Below are 18583 nucleotides of genomic sequence, written 5' to 3'. Positions count from 1 at the left end.
GTGGTCAGCCACTTCAGCAGCCGTACGGCGAGTTCGTATCAACCAGCACACGATTGACACGCGCCTGATCAGACGCCGCTCGCACGGCATCACGGACAAGCCGCGACGGCCGCGGGAACGATCCCCGTTCCGGAGCCGTGCTTCCAGGAGCGGAGCAGGCAATGAAGGAGTTCGTCATCTCTGGCCCGGGCGCACGTATCCGGCCGTGGTTCGCACTTGGTCCCCGGGCGCGGCAGGACTTCGTGCCCTATCCGGCGTTCCCGCCGGAGGTCAGGAAGGTGATCTACAGCACGAACATGATCGAGTCGTTCAACGCACGGCTACGGAACGACAGTTCTCCTGGGTGGTTTCGGAGGTTGCAAACAGCTGCCTCCATTGCTCGGCACAGGTCTCAGCTCCTCGGTGCGGCTAGGGCGTCAAGAGCCCTGCCCAGGCCACCCAGGCCAACGAGTCCACCGACGGGATCGAGGGCCCGCCCGCACACAGCCCCCGGCGGGCGGGCCCGCCCCGTGTCTGCGCTGTTCCTCTTCGTACCGATCAGATCCGGCCGCGCATCGCCTCACCGCCCCGCGCGCCGGTGGTGCGCGAAGGTGGACGAAGGGGACAGGGGACGGGCGCGCCAGGTGGCGGACGGGTGACCTGGGTGCCCGGTGCATGAGGTGCGCTGCATAGCCTTGGGGTGTTCGTTCGTGCGAGGCGGTGGGGAGAAGTCGTGGAGTTTCGCCTGCTGGGCGGGGTAGCGGTGGGGGCGGGAGGCGGGGAGCTCCCCCTTGGTCCGGCCAAGCGGCGCAGCGTGCTCGCCGTGCTCCTGCTCCGGTGCAACACTGCCGTCCCGATGCCCCAGTTGCTGGACGCCGTGTGGGAGGACTCCCCTCCTGCCCATGCCAGGACCATCGTGCAGGGCCACGTCTCCCAGCTGCGCATGCTCCTCGCCGAGGCGCGCGCCCAGGACCACGCGGTGCGGATCGCCACGCACGGCTCGGCGTACGTGCTGGAGACGCCGGAGTTGCTGCTGGACGTGCACCGCTTCGAGGAGCTCGTGGCGCGCGGAGGTCAGGAGCCGCGTCCCGAGGCCGCCGCGCCCCTGCTGCGCGAGGCCCTCGGGCTCTGGCGCGGGCCCGCGCTCACCGGGACCGTGCCCAGCGCGGTGCTCGGCGCCGCCGCCCAGGCGCTGGAGGAGGCCCGGTTGTCCACCGTGGAACGGCTGGCGGAACTCCAGGGTCGGCTGGGCGACTTCGCCCAGGCCGTGGCCCTGCTCAAGACGGAGGCCGCCGCGCACCCGCTGCGCGAGTCGCTGACCACGGCGCTGATGGTCACGCTCTACCAGGCGGGTCACCAGTCGGATGCCCTCGACTGGTACCACCGCACCCGCGGCCTCCTGGACGACGAGCTCGGCGTGAGCCCCGGCCCCGCGATGCGGGCCACCTACGAGGGCATCCTCCGCGGCGACCTGCTCGGCGAGCGCACGTCGGCGGCGATGCCCCGGGGCCTCTCGGTGGAGTCGTCCGGTGCGCAGCCGTCGAACAGCGCGGCCCCGGGGATGCGGCCGGCGCGCATCGCGGCGGGCGCGGTGCGCGATCACGGTGCTTCGGACGGCGCGGCCGGTTCTCCCGGGGATGGCGGGAGGCCGACTGCCGCGCCGCGGGCGTCCGTCGCGGTGGCGCCCGGCTCGTCCCCCGGCCCTTCCCACGCGTACTCCGGAATACCCGGTGCGGCAGGCGCTCCTCCCGAGCCCGACCTGCACGCACCGGTCGCCCCGTCCGGCGACGGGGGTCCCCGACAGGTTCCGCCCTCCCCTCCGAGCCCGGCCCCGGGTTCCGCGGAGCAGCCTTCGGGCACGAGCACCGCGCTGCCGGTCCCCCGGCTGCTGCCGCGGGCCGCGCGGGGCTTCCACGGCCGCCGCCGCGAACTCGCCGCCCTCGACTCCGCCGCGCAGGGCGGCGCGGTCGCGCTCCTCACCGGAGCCGCCGGGGTGGGCAAGACCGCGCTCGCGCTGCACTGGGCCCACCAGCGCCAGCGCCGCTTCCCGGACGGCGTGCTCTTCGCCGACCTCCGCGGCTTCGGCGACGACCCCGTGGAACCCGACGAGCTCGTACGGGAGTTCCTGCTCGCCTTCGGGGTCAAGCCCCGCGACCTGCCGGAGACGGCCATGGGAGCGGCCGCGCTGTACCGCGAACTCACCTCGCGGCGGGCCCTGTTGGTGATCCTCGACAACGCGCACAGCGCCGACCAGGTGCGTCCCCTGCTGCCCGACGGCGACCACGCGACGACCGTGGTGACGTCCCGGCTGCGCCTGACCGGCCTGATCGTCGGGGAGCTGGCCAGGCCGGTCCCGCTCGACGTCCTCGGCCGGGACGACTCCGTGGACCTCCTCGCGTCAGCCGTCGGAGGGGAGCGCGTGGCGGCGGAGCCCGAGGCCGCTGCCCGGCTGGGGGCGCTGTGCGACGGACTGCCCCTCGCCCTGCGCATCACCGCCGCGCAGATCGCCACCCGGCCGGGCTGGAAGCTGTCCGACCTCGCCGCGGAACTGGCCGACGAGCAGCGGCGGTTGTCGCTGCTGTCCCTGACGGACAGCGAGGACGCGGGCGTCGCCGCCGCGCTGCGCCTGACCGTCCAGGGCCTGCCCGCCGAGTCGGCGCGCCTCTTCGCGCTGCTGGGCACGCTGCCGGGCCCGGACCTGGACCGTGCGGCGGCGGCCGCCCTCGCCGACCGCGACCCGGTGGCCGCGGGCGCGGCCCTGGACCGTCTGACGGGCGCGCACCTGCTCACCGAGCACGCGCCCGGCCGCTACTCGCTGCACGACCTGGTGCGGCTGTACGCGCGCGGCCTGCCGTCCGACAGCGCCGCCCTGCCGCGGCTGCTGGACTCCTACGTCACGACAGCGCTCGCCGCGGCGTCCGCGTCCGCACCCGACGACAAGCCCTGCTGCACCCTGCCGGACGGCGCCTACACGGTCGGCTCCGTACGGAAGTTCACGGACCGTCAGGACTCCCTGCGGTGGTACGCCACCGAGCGGGAGAACCTGGCGGCGGCCGTCCTGGCGGCACGCGCGGCCGGGCACGACGACCGCGCGTGGCGGCTGGTCGTCCTGCAGTGGCCGTACATCACGTGGAACGTGCGGGACGGCTGGACGCCCTTGCTCGAAGAGGCGCTCGCCGCGGCCGTGGCCCTCGACGACCCCGACGCGGAGACGCGGGTGCGGGCCCTGCTCGGCTGGGTCCTGCTGGAGGAGGACCGGCTCGCGGAGGCGATGCCCCACCTCGAGCTCGCACCCGGTCTGGCGGCACGCGCGGGCGACGCGTCCAGCGAGGCGACCGCCCTGGTGAACCTCGCCCTGGCGCTGGAGCGCAAGGGCGACCTGGACCAGGCGGTCGCCCGCATGTCCCGCGCGACCGAACTGGCCCACGCCGGCGGGGACCTGCTCACCGAACTGCTGGCCCTCGAGCTCAAGGCCCGGCTGCACCTGGCGACCGGCGCCATGGCGGACGCGGTGGGCTGCACGGCGTACGCGCTGACCGTGCTGGCCGACCGGCCCGGCCTGCCCGCGATGCGCCACGTGATGCTGCGTCTCACCAGGGCGCAGGCCCTGGGCGCGCTCGGCGAGCACGAGGAGGCGTCGGCCTGCGCGGCGCGCGCCCTGGCCGACGCGCAACGCCTGGGCTACAAGGAAGGCGTCGCGCGCGCCAGGGAGTTGGAGCAGCGCATGCGGCTGGGCGCCGGTGCCTGACGCTGAGGCGGGTGTCGTTCCGGCGTGCTCCCCCGGGGTCCGCGGGCCGGCCAGGGCTTTCGTGGGGCGCAATGGCCTTGCTAGGCGGTGCAGTTGATCCTGACGGGGGCCGCCGCCGCGTGGCGGTTGCCGGAGGTCTTGCCTCGATTGTCCAGGATGACCGAGAGGCGCCCCTGGTCCACCTTGAAAGTGCCCGCCGAGACCCACTGCCCCAGGTGTGCCGTCTGGTTGACCTCGAAGGTGCCGACCTGGGTGTCGGACTGGGGCTTGAAGGACCGGTAGACGGTGTAGTGGGCCGGGCTGGCGCCGACGTACGAGACGTCGCGGACGGAGGGCACGTAGACCTGGACGGCGCAGGTCCCCTTGGTCACCTTGCCGGTGGGGAAGCGCCACTGCGCGTAGGCGCCGGACGCCTTGGAGCTGCTGCCGGACAACGGCAGGCTGTAGAAGAGCCCGTTGCAGCCGTAGCTCTTCGTGCTGTTCCAGCTGCCGCGCCAACCCTTCGTGCCGTTGGTGAAGCGGTCCGAGGTGGCGAAGCCCGCGGTGTCGCAGCCCGGCCCGATGAAGTGCGTGTACGTCGCCGCTGCGGGCCTCCGCACCGGCTGTGTCCCGCCGCCGGTGCCGCCGCTCGCACCGCCGCCGGGAGCGGCCCCGTTCCCGTTTCCGCCCGAACCCCCGGACGGCTTGGTGCCCGTGGAAGGCGTGGTGTCCACTCCCTTGGGGCTTCCTGGCCCGGGCTTGTTGCCAACGGGCTGTGTACCTCCTTCGTGGAGGGCGGTCCCGCCCTCGTGGAGGCCGCCGACCGGCCCTCCACCGCTCGCGCGCGGTGCTCCGGCCTTCGGCTTCGCGCCGCTGCCCGGGACCCGGCCGCTGTCGGGCGCGTCCTGCTGTCCGGGGACGACTCCGGGCCCCGAGCCGTCGGGTCCGACGCGGCTCCCTGCCGGCTCCTGCCCGGAGGCCGACGGGGAGCCGTCGTCCGGCCCGGAGAGCCCGGCGACGAGGAACGGGGCGCCGATGAGGAGCAGCCCACCCACCAGGGCCGCGGCGATCACCGGCTTGGTCGGGCGGCCGGGCGGATGTGCGGCGCCGCGGGCCGCCGCCCAGGGGCGGGCCCGGGTGGCGGACGTGCTTGTTCTGGTCCGGGTAGCGGTGTGCGTCGCGCTGCGCGACTCGGACTCGGGGGTGGTGCCTGTCTCGGGGGCGGTTCCCGTCTCCGGTTCCGTACGGGGCTCGGCCTCGGCGGTGGTCGCCGGTTCGCCGGTGCTCGTCGCCGGCGCCCCAGGGGGAACGGCGGACGCCTTGGTCGCCAGGCCCTCGGTCTCTCCGGCCCCGGGCCCCGCCCCGTCCGGATCCGGCCCCGCGGCCGCGCCGCTGCCGGCTTCCGCTGCCTGGACCGCGACCGCGGTGGAGGCGGACGCTGCCGTGGAGGCCTGGCCGGGGGAGGTGGCGGGTCCCGTGCCCTGGGGGTCTCTGCTTGCCATGGGATGTCCTTCGACGTGGTGGTGGGAGGGAAGGTGGAGGGAGCCGGGGCGGGTGTCAGCGCTTGCGGGGGGCCTGGAAGCCGTCGTCGCGATGTGCCTCCTCCAGGTCCAGTGCTTCGATGAGGCGAAGGACCCTGCCGTTGGCCCACAGGGTGGCGAGCGGACGGTCATCGGTGAGGGCGCGCACCCGGGCGAGCAGCGGACGGAGCTCCGACAGCGTCGTGGCGTCCCCGGTGCCCGCGATCGTCCGCAGAACGCGTACGAGGAGTTGCTGGCTCTCCGGGGTGAGGGAGGACCACCATCGGGCGCCCATCCCGAGCAGCTCGCTCAGTTCCGTGCTGTCCCCCTCCAGTGCCGACTCCGTGACGCTCTCGATCCGGGCAAGGATCTCCCGGCCCCTCCTCTCGGTCCCGGCCTCGCCGCCCGGCTGTCGGAAGTGGTCGTGGAAACTGTCGGGAGCCGCCGTGTCGGGTAGCAGGGCCGCCATCGTCCGGTGCACCTCGTGACTGCGCAGGCCGACCACCGTGCGGACGGCCGCGTCGAGGAGACCCCGCTCGTCCTCGGTCAGAGCGGCGAGTTCCTCCCGGCTCAGCCCGAGCCCGGTGGCCAGCTGGGTCGCGGCGGCCATCCGTCGCCTCTCGGTGGAGTCGGTGAGGTCGGTGATCCTGGCGAAGGTCTCCGGGTCGTCAGCCGTCATCCTCCGGACCTCGTCGAGGACGCTCCACACGGTCTCCCGGTCGCGGGCGGCCAGCTCCCTGACGTCCGAAGCGCTCAGGGTGAGCCAGTCGCGCGCGCCGAGCCGGAACTCCCCGAAGCCTCCGGGCAAGTGCCGGCCGAGACGCTCCTGGACGGTGGGCCGGAACAAGGCGATCTCGCCCCCGCTCGCCGCGTACCGCTCCCGGGCCCGCTCGAACCAGGGGCCGCCCAGGCCGGTGACCGCCGTGACGTCCCGTACCCTCAAGCCGCTTTCCTCCATCATGGTCAACAGGAACCACCAGTGGAAATCGGTGAGCGACGCGGGGTGCTCGCTGGCCGGGACGACCTCGCGCACACGCGCCAGGAACTGAAGCCTGTCACGGGCCTCGTGGCCGGTCCTGTTGTGGAAGAGCTTGAAGGGGGTACTGCCGCTCACGCCCATGGCCTTGCCGATCTCCTCGAACGTGGACGACAGGTGCAGCTCGCCCCCTTGCCCGTGGAAGCGGATGACGAGGTCGCGCAGCCTCTGGCGGGCATCGGCTCGCCCCGGCGTACCGAGACTGGCGCGGAACTCCCGGTAGGCGTCGCTGAGTTGCCGCCGCTCCTCGGGGTACAGCACGTGCAGCGCGGGTCGTCCTCCGGAGGCGGTGGAGGAGCCCTCGCCCAGGACGTTGAGCGTCGGCTCGATGTACGGGGCACGCCGCCGGGCCACGGACCGCCCGTCGGGTTCGACGTCGGTGTCCGAGGCGGTCACCACGCTGGTGGACACGACACGCTGGGGCGGCAGGAGGATCTCCTCGCCTCCCGGCCGGCCGGTCCGGTGGCCGTCGGGCGGCCGCATCTCCGACACGGCGGACGTGCTCATCCGTCCGTCGTCCGTCCGCTGGAGCCGGTCGTCGAGCAGCCTCCAGTAGTGGGCGTCCCGGCCGATGTCAGGCAGGTGGTCCCGGGTGTTCTTCACGGCCGTCTTCCAGAAGTAGCCGTGGTTGTCGTTGAAGGCCAGGCGGCTGAAACCGGACCTGTCACGCGTGTAGGTGAGCGCCGCCGCGCACCCGGCGCACGGCCTGAACCGTCCGTGCACGACGAGGGGTCCGTGGAGTGCGGCGGGGTCGTCGATGCCCCGGTGGAGGGCGGCGAGGAGCTTCTGCTCGGCGTGGAACGAGGTGGGGCGGCTGCCGGAGTCGACCGCGTCGGGGTCCTGGGTCACCAGGATCACGGCGCCCTCCATGCCGGGGTCCGTGAGGAGTGTGCTCAGACGAGGGTCGTCGAGGTGCGTGAAGTCGATCGGCCGGTTCAGGGCAGTGCGCAGGGCGGCCGCCGAGGCGTCCTCGGCGCGCGGCGGGTGCGTGCTGATGCGCCGTACCTTGGCGTCGGCACGGACCAGCCGCTTCTTCTCCTCGTTGCGCAGCCCTTCGAGCACCGCCGGGGCCAGTCGGCTCTCCGACGTGCTCGCAGCACCTTGGGAGGGTTCCGGCTGCCCGGCCGCGGAGGTTCCCGCGTGCCCGGGAGGTGTGGGGGTGGGTGTACGGAGAAGGTCCAGGACCACGCCCAGGGTGGGCGGCTCTCCCCCGCGTCCCAGTTCCGCCACCCGGTTCCGCAGGGCTGTCACGGCCTGGTCGATGTTGGTCGCGAAGACCAGTCTGCCGTTGACGAGCATGCCCTGGGTCTCGCTGTTCTTCAGCGTCGCGCGCTCCCCCGTCCGGGTCTGGACCCTGGTCGGGCGCACCAGGCGCATGACCTCGTGGAGGAGGCTGGACACGTGCGTCAGGGTCTGGGCCGGCCGCTCATCCGCCTTGGACCGCGCGAACCGCAGGCGGACGTCCGGCGTGACACCGCTCTGTCCCTTGCCTGCGCCGTAGAAGCGGAAGTCCCTCCTCAGCGCGGCGTTCAGAGCCCTCTGGAGGGGATCGGGTTCGGTATCGGCGTCGTAACCGTCCGCCTCCTCCCACGCCTCCGGGGTGCCCATCCTGGGCATCTTCCGGTCCTCCTCGGAACCCGAGTCGCTGCCCAGGCGCCGCTTCCTCGACTCCCCCATGCCGGACGCCTCTTCGGCGGCCTCGTGCGCGTGCGCGGCGGTGGCCTCCTCCGGGAAGAGCTGCCTCAGCCGCTCGGTCTCGTCCTCGGCGGAATCCCGCTCCCGCGCGCGTTCCTTCCCGTTGCGCGAGTTCCTCTCGGCGCCCGCGCGACTGCTCTCGCCGGGGTCCTCCGGCGCCTGGCTGCTGCGTCGTTCGCGCGGGGTGTCGCCCGGCGCGAGGAGGTGGTGGTCCGACGACGTGGTCGCGGGCACGGGGGACGAAGCGTCCTGCGGGGACGTGGAGTTCGAGCCCGGGCGGGGCGGGGACTGCGTCGTGGTGTGCCCGGTGCTCGCGCTCGTGGTGGCGCGGGGAGGCACCACGAATTCGTGGGCGAGGGTCTGGGCGTACAGGTTGCGCGCCCGTGCCAGGTCGGTGGGGTCGACGGTCTGCGCGAGGGTCTGGAACTCGGCCAGGGCCCGCTGCCACTCCTCCACGACCAGGGCGGCCTCGGTCTGCTCCTCCGCGAGCTTCGCCTGCTCCTCGATGATCTGCTGGTTCGTCTTGTCGATGTTCTTGCGTATGCCGAACGACTTCGGGTTCTGCTTCTTGCCTTCCGCGGGCTCGGCCTCGGCAGCCAGTGCTGCCTGCAGGTTCTTCTCGAGCTGTACGAGGTTCTCCCGGAGCTTGTCGATCGTCTTCTCCCTGCGGCTCTTCCCCTCGGCCGGTGGACGCGGCGTGGAGTCGATCCCGCGCAGGGCCGCCCGCAGCGTCCGGCCGTCGGGCAGCACCGGATCCGCCAGGCCGTGCGCCGGGTCGCCGGTGCGCAGCCAGGCGCTGATGCTGAGCACGTCCTCGTCGTGGAAGCCCTTGCGCCGCGAGATGCCTCCGTCCAGCGCCTTCGCGGCCTTGTCGTCCCGGTGCCAGTCACCGTGCTTCTGGGCGCCGGCGATCGCCTCGTACCCCAGCGACAGCTGGTGGCGGCCGGTGCGGGTCGGGGGCTCGTTGACGAGGATGCGCTCGTAGCCGGTGGCCATGCCGCCCAGTGCGGTGAGCGGCGCCGCCTGAGGACTGTCCGCGTCGGACGGGGCGTGGACGGCGTGCCACTTCGCCATCCGGCTGCCGCCCATGATGCTGTTCGGCTCCTCCAGGTAGCGCACCTGGTAGCCCAGGAGGGCCATGGCCTCCAGGTTGCCGCTGCGGAACCCGACGTGCCGGGTGGTGAAGTGACGGTCCAGGTGTTCGTAGAGCCGGAACTGGGACGTGCGCAGGCCGCGCCCGCTTTCGCTCCAGCTCCCCACCGCCGAGGCGTGGGTCACCCAGAACTCGGTCAGGTTGACGACCGCCGCGTGGAAGTCCGGTGCGTACGTGCCGTCCTCGTCCGTGGTCCCGGCGGCGTCCGGAACGGACGCGGGGTCCTGCTCCCGCTGGAGTGTCGCCTGCCTGAGCCGGTTGTAGTGGGAGGCGATCTCGTCGTACTTGGAACCCCGGTCCTGCTCGACGCTCCTGGGGTCCGCGTCGCCCACGATCAGTACGGCGTCGAGGTCCCCGAGCTCCCCGATGAGCTGGGCGACACCGCTGTGGCTGGTGTCGTGCTCCAGGTGGACCTCGCCGTTCTTGCCGCTGAAACGCGACCAGACGACGGCGACGCGCGGCCGCGCTCCCCCGTCGGCCGTGCGGAGCCGGAGGCCGAGCCGCTCCTCCAGCCACGTGCCGACCGCGCTGTCGTACACCGCGTCGTTCTCGGTGTTCCGGCTGACGCCCCACGCCGTGCGCAGGCTGTCGCGCAGGCCGGACGTGAAGGTGCGCGCGATGCGCTCGGTGGCCTCGCCGACCTCCAGCGGCTTGGGCCCCTGGGGCGGCGCGGGCTTCTTGCCGCGCGCCTTCGCGCCCCCGGCGCTCTCCGCAGCGGGGACCCCGGGCGTCTTCCTCGCCTCCTTGGGCGCGACCTCGATCCTGTTCCGGGGGATCTGCGACTCGGCGTAGAAGGCCGCGAGGCCTTCGGCCTTCTTCTTGTTCACGCCGGCCGCGTCCGGCGCGTACTCGATGCGTACGGACAGGTCCGCGTCGCCGACCAGGGTGGCCGCGACGGCGAACTGGTCCCCGGAGGCGTAGTGGTCCTGTCGTACGAACCGGCCCCCTCCGAACGGCGGGCCCGTCTCCGCCGCGGGCACGGCAGCGGGCGCCTGGTCGTTCCGGGCCGCCTCGTCGATCCTCGCCTGGGCTTCGTGCTCCTCCGGGAACTGCTCGCGCAGCTCGTCCAGTTGGCCCTCGTCCCGCGACGGCCCGTGTACGACGCGCTTGCCCTTGGCGGCACTGCTCGGACCGGGCTCGTCGGCCTTGGACGTGGGCCGGGCGACGGGCGCGTCCGGCGCGAGGGAGCTGGTCCTCGGCGCTCCGGCCGCCTGGAGTCCGGTGTGCAGGGGGATGCGGACCGTGTCGCCGACGTCCTCGATCAGGGCGAGGTAGTCGTTGGGCAGCTCGCGCAGGCCGTCGGCGGACAGGACGGCCATCAGCCCCGTGGTGCGGACACCGGTGAGCCGGGCGTCCCTGCGGAAGAGGTGGGGATCGCCCTGCGCCCTCCCGCTCGTGTCCTCGTACTCGTCCTTGAGTCCGAGGTAGTGGAGGACCTCGTGGGTGAGGGTCGCGTCGTCGTGGGAGAGGTCCCAGCTGGTCTGGTCGGCGCGGGCCGGGAGAAGCGTCTGGTCCAGCGAGATGGCCTCCCCGTGCTCCGGGGCCGACAGGAACTTCACGCTGACCATGAGCTGGTCGCCGGAGCGGGGCAGCCGGTAGCCGCGGTTGAGGTGGGTGTCCAGCGTCCCCTGCACCCGCTCTTCGAGCGCCGCGAGGTCCGAGGCGTCCAGGTGGTCGGCGAGCTTGAAGGGCAGGGTCACCAGGAGGTGGCGGACCGTACGCCCGTCGTCCGTCCGTTCGCGCCGCACGTGGTGGCGGATCAGCGTCTCGGAACCGGGGAGGCGCCCCGCGGCTTCCTCCGCGCGGTCGCGCGCGGTGGTGGGATCGAACCGCTCGGTGTGCACGGCGGCCGTCGCCGTGCCCTGGAAGCGGTGCAGCTCGGCCCGGCCGACGGGGCGGTCGACCAGGCTGCCCGGGGCGCGCACCTCGGGGTCGCGGTCGGGGAGCCTGCCGTGGCCGGCGGGGACGCCGAAGCGGCGGCGGTCCTCGTCCAGCGTGCGGACGGGCGGAGCGGGTGGCGGTGCGGGGACCTCGCCGGGAGTGAGGAGGCTGAAGACGTGCGCGGCGGACGCGGGCGCACCCGGTGCGGGTGGCGTCGGGGCGGCGGTGGCGCCGGCGGGGGCGGTGGTAGCGCTGGCAGGGGTGATGAAGGCGTCCTTGGACGCGGACGTGTGCTCCACCCCGGGGGCAGGCGCGGACTCGGTGACGACGGGGGCCTCGTGGGCACCGGTGAGGGGTGCGGAGGACGCCGTCTGAAGGGGGGCGCCGCTCGTGGTTCCGGTGCTGCCGACGCTTGCCGTGCTTGCCGTGCTTGCCGTGCTGCCCGAGGTTTCCGTACTGCCGGTGCTTCCCGTACTGATTGTGCTCGGCCGGTGGGGCGCTTCCGGCCGTCGGCCTGTCTGGTCGCCGGTCTTCTCCGGGCTCTTTTCCTGCTTGCCCTGCTTGTCCTGCCTCTCTTGCTTCTCCTGGCCGGCGTTCTGCCCGGACTGGGGCTGGGAGTGGGTCTGCCCCTGCTGCCCCTGGTTCGCCGTCTGCGCCGTCTGCGCCTGCTGCGCCGCCGAGGACTGGCCCTGGCCCTGCCCTTGCGTCTGTGCGGGGCCGGTCGTCGCTGCCGCTCCCGCCGCCGGTGAAGACGTCGTGGGCACGGGGGCCGGTACGGGCGTCGGTGCGGGCACCGTCGCCGTACCGTCGTCGTGCTCCGGGGCCGGGCTCTCCGCCGCAGGCGAGGCCGTGTTCGCCGTGCCGTCGCCGGCGCCGTTCGGGGAGCCCTGGTTGCCTTGTCCGGACAGGCCGCCCGAAGTGTCCATGCCGCCGGTCAGGAGCTTGTGGCGGGCGGCATCGCCGAGGTGTTCGCCGCCCATCTCCAGCACGTGGCCGAGCCGTCCCTCGACGATGCCCGAGCCGAAGGTGAGCGCGGACGTCTTCAAGGTGTGCTCGTCGCTGAAGATCAGGTTGTACATGCCCTCGGAGACGGCCGCGTGCGCGCCCTCGAAGAGGCCCTTGCCCGCGCCGTGCGCGCCGGTCTGGGCCCAGTGCCGCAGCATGCTCTGGGCCAGCGCGTCAGCGGTGCCCTGGGTGAGGACGTGGGTGGCGTCCCGGCCGAGCGTCTTCCTGACCGGCCCCAGGGCGTCGTCCAGGTTGCGCGTCAGGTCCTTCTTTCCGGTGTCCCGCAGGAGGGTGCGGGCCCAGTTCTCGCCGACCTCGCGCGCTCCCTCCCGCTTGACGTGCTTGTCGAAGGTGTCGCCGACGGACTTCACGAAGTCCTTGGCGGCCTTGTCCGACAGCTCCCGGGGTCCCGCGGTCCTCGGCACGTGGTCGCCGAAGTTCTTCGCGAGGTCGTCGCCGAAGGACTTGGGCGCGTTCGGGCCGGGCAGCTCGGTCTTCTTGTGCTTGAAGGCGTCGTCGAGCTGCTTGCCGATGTTCTTGCCGCTGTCCTTGCCGAAGAGGTGGGCGAGGCCCTTGCCGAACTTGTTGCCGAGGAACTGGAACGGTCCGGCCAGGAATCCCTGGATCATTCCGGAGAGCGCCGCGTTCTTCGTCAGGTCGCCCTCGAACTCGTCACGGGTTCCCTGGTTGAGCTGGGCCCACTGCACGAGCAGGTCCATGGCCACGCCCATGCCGACGTTGATGATCTGGTGGCTGATCAGCATCAGCACGAGCCGGCCGAGCCGGAACTTGATGAGCCACCGCACGAAGGCCACCTTGGCGAAGTACGCCTGGAGCGAGGCTCCGAAGAAGAAGGCGGTGGCGGCCGCGATGACCGCCTCGACCAGCAGTTCCACCAACTGGGCGATGATCATGTACTTGGTGTACTGGAGCTGGGTGGCACCCTTGCGGCTGAACTCGGCGAGGAGCCTGGCCTGGTCGGCCACCGCGTCGAAGTAGTTCAGCCCCTCTTCGCCGATGAAGCTCTTCATCGCCGCCTGGTACATCTCCGCCGCGTCGCCCCTGAACGACTCGCGGGTGTACCCGAGGGCTTCGGCGACCTGCTGCTTCAGGTCGTTCGTCAGCTTGCCGTGCAGGTCCTTGTGGACCTCGGCGAGCGCGAAGAGCTTGTCCTCGTCGCCACTCGGGGGCTTCTCCCCGGTCAGCGCGGCGAACAGCCAGGCACACTGGGGCGGGAACTCCAACGACACCGTACGGCTCTACCTTCCGTGCCTGATCCGCGTGTTGATGTCCTCCGACAGGTCACGGGAGTTCCTGCTGGTGTCCAGCTGACTCCTGGCGCTGCCGGACAGTCCCTCGTAGAGCCCGGTGACGCCCTCCTTGAGGTCTCTCTCGGCGGGCACGTACTTCTTCGCGAACGCCTCGCCGAACTCACCGTCGCCCCAGCAGCCGTGGTACGTGGTGAGCTTGTCCAGGTACTCGTCGCGGATCAGCTTGATCCGGTCGGCGACGTCGCCCATGTTGCGCCCGCTCTTGTCCAGGCCGTCGGGGTCGACGTCGAAGGCGTCGCTCACCGGGGCTCCTCGCCACCGCGGACGGACCGCGCCGCGGGCTGCTGCCCGGCTTCCCCGGTCTCCTCGCTCTCCTCGACCAGTTCGTCCAGGAGCGCGCCCGAGGAGCCGCGGGGTGCCTCGGCCGGTGGCGTGAGGATGCCCTCCTCGCGGAACGGGGCGAACATCTCCTTCCAGTCGAGTTCGGTGACGCCACCCTCAGCGTCGTCCGACAGGCGCGGCAGCGCGCCGAACGGCCGGTATATCTCGGCGAGTTGCTCGGCGGCGCGGGCGCGCGCCTCGTTGATGGTGGAGGTCAGCACCCCGGCGAGCTGCGCGGGAGGCATGCCCCGGTAGGCGTCGGAGGGGAAGCGGATGCGCGTCAGCTCGCCCTGGGCGCCCATCGTGACCTCCACGGAGCGGTCCTTCGCCGTCACCGTGGCGCTGACCCGGGCGGCGGCCTGCGCCGCCTCGGCAAGGCGGGCGCGCGACTCCTCGAATTCGGCCAGCGCTTCCGCCAGCCGCTCTTCCATGTGGTTCATGTCCCTGGTCCTGTCGTCGGTGATCGGGGGCGGTCGTGGTCGGTTGGGGGCGGTCGTGGTCGGTGGGGCGGGTTCCAGGGCCTGTCGTGCGGATCAGGGTGGCGTCGGGGGTCCTGATCTGCACGAGTGCCCTAGCGGCCGATGGCGCCGCTCACGCCTTCGCCCTCCGTGCCCCAGGTCTCCTCGTCCTCGCTCACCCAGGTGGAGCGCTGGCGCTCGTCGCTCTGGGTGCTGGGGGCGCCGCCCATGCCGCCGCCCATGGGCGGCATCATCGGCATGCCCTGGGACGTCGTGCCGGGCCGCCGGCCGACCAGGGCCGCCTCCTCGGCGGCGAGTTGCGCGGCCCGTCCGCGGGCGGCCGACGACTCGGCCGCCGCCACGGCACGGGTGCGCTCGGCGCCCGCGGCCGGGCCGCCCGGCACACCGCCCGGGGTCAGGCCCTGCGTGCCGACCGGGTTCATCGGCAGCAGCGGCATCCGGGGGCCGCCCGAGCCCGGACCGCCCGGACCGGAGCCGGTCGGTGAGCCGGTGCCCTTGCGGTCCGGGTAGTCGTAGTAGCCGTGGTCGGACAGGCGCGACGACGTGCGGTCCGGGGTGAGCGCGCTGCCGCCGGTGGTGCGGCCGTACGCGTCGGTCGTCACCGTGCGGCCGTCGGGGTAGGTGATCCGGTGGCCGCCGTCCTTGAGCGTCTTGTCGACCGTGCCGTCCGGGTACTTCGTCGTCGAGGAGCCGTCCGGGTGGTGGGTGGTCTGCGGGCCGCTGCCGCCGCCCGTGACGTTGAGGTGCTCGGTGGTCTTGTGTCCGCCCGCGTCCACGGTGGTGTAGGTGCCGTCCGGGGCGAGCCTGGTGGTGCTGCCGTCCTTGTACGTGGTCGACACGGTGCCGTCCCGGCCGACCTGGGAGACCGACCCGTCCGCGTACTGGATCGTCGACGTGCCCTTGCCGAGGTGGGAGACCGTCTTGGTGCCGTCCGGGTCGAGGGTGGTGACCGTGCCGTTGGGCGCGACGGTGGTCCTCGTGCCGTCCGGGCGGGTCGTCGTGGTGGCGCCGTCCCCGCCGTAGAGCGTGGTGGAGCCGTCGGGGTTGCGGACGGTCGATCCGGGCCGCGGGTGGCTCGTGGTGCTCCGGCCGTCGGCGTCGGTGGTGGTGAGGGTGCCGTCGGGCGCGTGCCGGGTCGAGGTGCCGTCCGGGTACGCGGTGAGCGTCGAGCCGTCCGGCCTGACCGTGGTCTTCGTGCCGTCCCGGTAGGTGATCGTCTCGCTGCCGTCCTTGTTCAGGACCGTCTTGGAGCCGTCGGGGTTGAGCGTCTCCGTGGTGCCGTCGGGCCGGACCGTGGTGGAGGTGCCGTCCTTGTGGGTGGTGGTGCGGGACCCGTCGCTGTTGTAGGAGGTGGTGGAGCCGTCGGGGCCCTTGGCCTTCTTCACGACGGTGAGCGAGCCGCCGGGCGTGAGCCCGCCGGTGCCGTTCGGGAGCAGCGGGGGCGGTGTCACGCCGGGCGGGTACGTGGTCCGGTTCCCGTCGGGGGTCGTGACGGTGGTCGAGCCGTCGGGGTTGTGGACGACGGTGCCCTGACCGCCGCCGAGGCCGCCGCCCGGGCCGGTGGGGTTGGGGACGAGCGGCGGGAGCTTGCCGAGTCCGCCCTTGCCGGAGCCCGGGCCGTCCTTCCCCGCGCCGAGGCCTCCGCCGAGGCCGCCCCCGCCACCACCGCCGACCGCGTTCGGGTCGAGGGGCGGTATCTTGCCGGTGCCCGCACCGTCACCACCGGCGCCGCCGTCCTTGTACTTGTCCAGCTCCTTCTTCGCGCCCTCCTTCTCCTTCTCGGCGTCGGCCTTCGCCTTGCCCGCCTCGTCGGCCGCGTTGGCCTCCTTGAGGCTGGAGGTGCCGGGCGTGAACCGGAACGCCGGGACGCTGCCGGCCCGCGACAGGGCCTGGTTGAGGTCGAGGACCACCCGCGTGGCCGTCTGGTCGAGTGGCACCAGGGTGGCCTGCCAGTCCTGGAACGCCTTGCGGCTCAGCGCCTTCCAGGCGTCCGGCTTGGTGAGGTCGCCGTACTCGGGGTGGACGTACATGACGCCGCCGCCCTTGTCGCCGGCGTACGCGTACTCGTCGATCTGCCGCATCTTGGCGATGTTGTTCGCGTTGAGCCAGAGCGCGAGTTCGTCGAGCAGCTTGTCCAGGTGCAGGCTGCCCATCCAGAGGGAGCCGCGTTGCCAGGTGTCCCAGGCGTGCCACAGGGTGAAGGCGGCCAGGTGGATGGCGTTCTCGGCGTCGAGGATCTGGTCGCCGACGGCGGAGTCGGAGTAGTAGGTCGCGTACACCGGTTCGTTCTTCGTCCGCTGCGCCGCCGGGGAGATGCGCGTCAGGAAGTCCTTGTAGCCGACGCTCAGCGCGTCGACCAGGTCGCGGAACACGTCCGCGCCGCTGCCCTGGTACGCCGAGTGCTCGGCGTCGAGGTCCTTCAGCCATCCCTCGAGGACCGGCCCGCGTTCCCTGAAGTAGGCGGTGAGCCGGTCGTAGGCGGAGGCGACCAGGGGGAAGGTGGCGAGGTCGACCGAGTCCTCCTCCTTCACGGTGCGGGAGGAGCTGAAGCTGTACCCCCCGCTCCTGTGGTGGTTGAGGAAGTGGGCGAGGACCTGTCCGTAGCCCCAGTCGAAGGCGCCGGCGTTGCCGGTGTTGCTCCAGTCGGCGCCGTTGGAGGACTCCATGGGCAGGGACAGGTTCACGGTGTACACCGAGAGGTGCTGGGTGGCGCGGCCCATGACCCCGTAGAAGTGCATGGTCCTGCCCAGCTTGCTGCCGGGCGAGGCCAGTTCACCGGTGGTCTGGCGGGAGTTGTCGCCGTCCTTGATGGAGATGGTCATCCACTCGCTGCCGTCCCCGGTCTTGGCGTCCGCGCCCCCGACCGCCCCGACCTCCTCCCGGGTGCCGCCGTCGAAGCCGGTCAGCTGGGGGACGACCTGCTCCCATCGCCACGTCGTACCGCCGCCTGTCGGGATCGACACGGGGTGGGCCTCCTTCGGGGGTGCGGGGACTCGACTTCGGGTCCCCGGGGTCGGGGCGGGGCGGGGCGGGGAACGCCTCGCTCAGGGCTTCTTCTGCGTTCCCGCCAGATCGGTGTCGACGTTGCGCAGATCGTTGAGGAACGACTGGCTGTCGATGTCGTCGAGGCTGTCCTGCTGCGCCTTCTTCATGGACTCCATGACGGTTTCGAGGTTCGTCTTGATGTCGTCGAACAGCCTCTTCTGGTCGTCGACCACCGTGGACAGCTCGGTCGTTGACGTCTTGAGCGCGCTCATCAGGGGCAGCGCGGTCAGTGGTCCGAGCTTGCCGTCTGCGTTGGCCAGTCGCCCGAGCTTGAACTGGGCGCTGGTGAAGCCGTGCACGGGGTCGCTGAACTGGGCCAGCAGGTTCCTCATCGAGGGCACGCCGTGGGGGTTCGGTCCGTCGGCGACCGCGTCCTCCTGGAGCGCGGCGAGCAGTTTGACGAAGCCGTCCCGCACGTCGTTGTCGACGAACGTGCGCAGGGTGTCGAGGTCCAGACGGGTGAGGGGCGTCGGGGCGGGGCTCATGGCGGCTCGCATTCGGCGGGGTGGAACAGGGGCACGGGGGCAGCGGGGCTGTCAGCGGCCGATGCGCACGCCCTCCCAGTTGTCCTTGGTGCGGGCCTCGTGGCGGCGGTACTGGTCGGTGATGTCGTCCAGCGTGGCGCTGTGGTTGGCCAGGATCTGGCCCAGCTTGCCCGCGGCCGAGTTCCACTGGCCCTGGATCTCGCCGTACGTCGAGGCGTCCGCGCCCTGCCAGGCGCCGAAGAGGCCCGTGAGCTCCTCGTTCAGTGCGGTCACCAGCTTGTTGATGCGTTCGGTCTGCATGCGCATGTCCTCGGCGGCCTGGTTGACCGCCGTGTACTCGACGTAGATCTGGCCGTCTGTCTTGTTGCCGTGGTCGTAACCGGAGGGGGCGGGCACGGGGACTCCTCGGGGGTTCGGTGCGAAGGGGCGGGGGCCGGGCGGGGGTGGTCAGCCCATGAGGTCGTTGAAGGCGTTGTTGTTGCGCAGCGAGTAGTTGATCTGGTCGCCGGTGTTCACCTGGAGGTTCGTCTGGTGGGCGCTGGTCTCCTGGAGCTTGGTGACCATCTGGTCTATGTTGCGCACGATGATGTCGACCTGCCCGCTCCACTCCGACAGGAGCTGCTGGTAGGCGCGGCCGTCGGCGCCGCCGTAGGAGCGGGCGAGTCCGCCCATGGTGTCCTTCACGTGCTGCTGCGACTGCTGGATCTGCGTCTTGGCCTGGGTGAGGGCGGTGTGGCCCTTCTGGTTCTCGGACTGGGACGAGCTCTGGAGGTTCCCGGGCTGGGCGACCACGGCGGGGTTCCTTCCGCTGGAGGGACGGGGCGGGCGAGAGGGTGGGGCGGGCGAGGGGCGCGAGCGCCACCGGGCCCCGGCGACTCGGCGCCTCGGCGTGAGACACCGAGTGTCGGCGGTGGTGCTAACGGCCC

At 72.4% G+C, this 18583-nt stretch carries 9 protein-coding genes and 1 pseudogene; 2 read left to right on the top strand and 8 right to left on the bottom strand.

Annotated features, from left to right (window positions below):
• Positions 1 to 187: 187 nt before the first annotated feature.
• Both ABT160_RS47145 and ABT160_RS31075 read left to right on the top strand, forming a co-directional pair.
• Positions 188 to 326, top strand: a pseudogene (locus ABT160_RS47145) (transposase); the annotation flags it as partial.
• Positions 327 to 712: 386 nt separating this feature from the next.
• On the top strand, positions 713 to 3727 hold the full coding sequence (locus ABT160_RS31075) for an AfsR/SARP family transcriptional regulator (RefSeq protein ID WP_351651258.1): 3015 nt from the start codon (positions 713 to 715) through the stop codon (positions 3725 to 3727).
• Positions 3728 to 3807: 80 nt separating this feature from the next.
• Here the strand turns inward: ABT160_RS31075 and ABT160_RS31070 are convergent, their stop codons facing one another.
• The 8 genes from ABT160_RS31070 to ABT160_RS31035 form a co-directional block, all read right to left on the bottom strand.
• Positions 3808 to 5208, bottom strand: coding sequence for a hypothetical protein (locus ABT160_RS31070; protein WP_351651257.1), 1401 nt, complete (start codon positions 5206 to 5208; stop codon positions 3808 to 3810).
• A 55-nt stretch (positions 5209 to 5263) separates the two neighbouring features.
• Positions 5264 to 13246: a WXG100-like domain-containing protein gene (locus tag ABT160_RS31065; RefSeq protein WP_351651256.1), complete on the bottom strand. Its 7983-nt coding sequence runs from the start codon at positions 13244 to 13246 to the stop codon at positions 5264 to 5266.
• Between the two features lie 9 nt (positions 13247 to 13255).
• The gene (locus tag ABT160_RS31060) at positions 13256 to 13570 is read right to left on the bottom strand and encodes a hypothetical protein (protein WP_351651255.1); all 315 of its coding nucleotides are present in this window, start codon (positions 13568 to 13570) and stop codon (positions 13256 to 13258) included.
• Entirely contained in the window at positions 13567 to 14088 is a 522-nt protein-coding gene (locus ABT160_RS31055; protein WP_351651254.1) for a YbaB/EbfC family nucleoid-associated protein, read from the bottom strand. The genes ABT160_RS31060 and ABT160_RS31055 overlap by 4 nt, the downstream gene beginning before the upstream one ends.
• Before the next feature lie 131 nt (positions 14089 to 14219).
• The gene (locus tag ABT160_RS31050) at positions 14220 to 17090 is read right to left on the bottom strand and encodes an AAWKG family protein (protein ID WP_351651253.1); all 2871 of its coding nucleotides are present in this window, start codon (positions 17088 to 17090) and stop codon (positions 14220 to 14222) included.
• A gap of 81 nt (positions 17091 to 17171) precedes the next feature.
• Complete coding sequence (locus ABT160_RS31045; protein WP_351651252.1) at positions 17172 to 17657, bottom strand: type VII secretion system-associated protein; 486 nt, start codon at positions 17655 to 17657, stop codon at positions 17172 to 17174.
• A 51-nt stretch (positions 17658 to 17708) separates the two neighbouring features.
• A complete protein-coding gene (locus tag ABT160_RS31040) occupies positions 17709 to 18053 on the bottom strand; it encodes a WXG100 family type VII secretion target (protein WP_351651251.1) in 345 nt (114 codons plus the stop codon).
• Positions 18054 to 18104: 51 nt separating this feature from the next.
• Complete coding sequence (locus tag ABT160_RS31035) at positions 18105 to 18449, bottom strand: hypothetical protein (protein WP_351651250.1); 345 nt, start codon at positions 18447 to 18449, stop codon at positions 18105 to 18107.
• Positions 18450 to 18583: the final 134 nt, after the last annotated feature.

Origin of the sequence: Streptomyces sp. NPDC001941 (genome assembly GCF_040296945.1) — a bacterium.
In the GTDB taxonomy this organism is placed as follows: Bacteria; Actinomycetota; Actinomycetes; order Streptomycetales; family Streptomycetaceae; genus Streptomyces.
The sequence above is the reverse complement of the archived record's forward strand: the minus strand, read 5'-3'. Positions and strand labels throughout refer to the sequence as shown.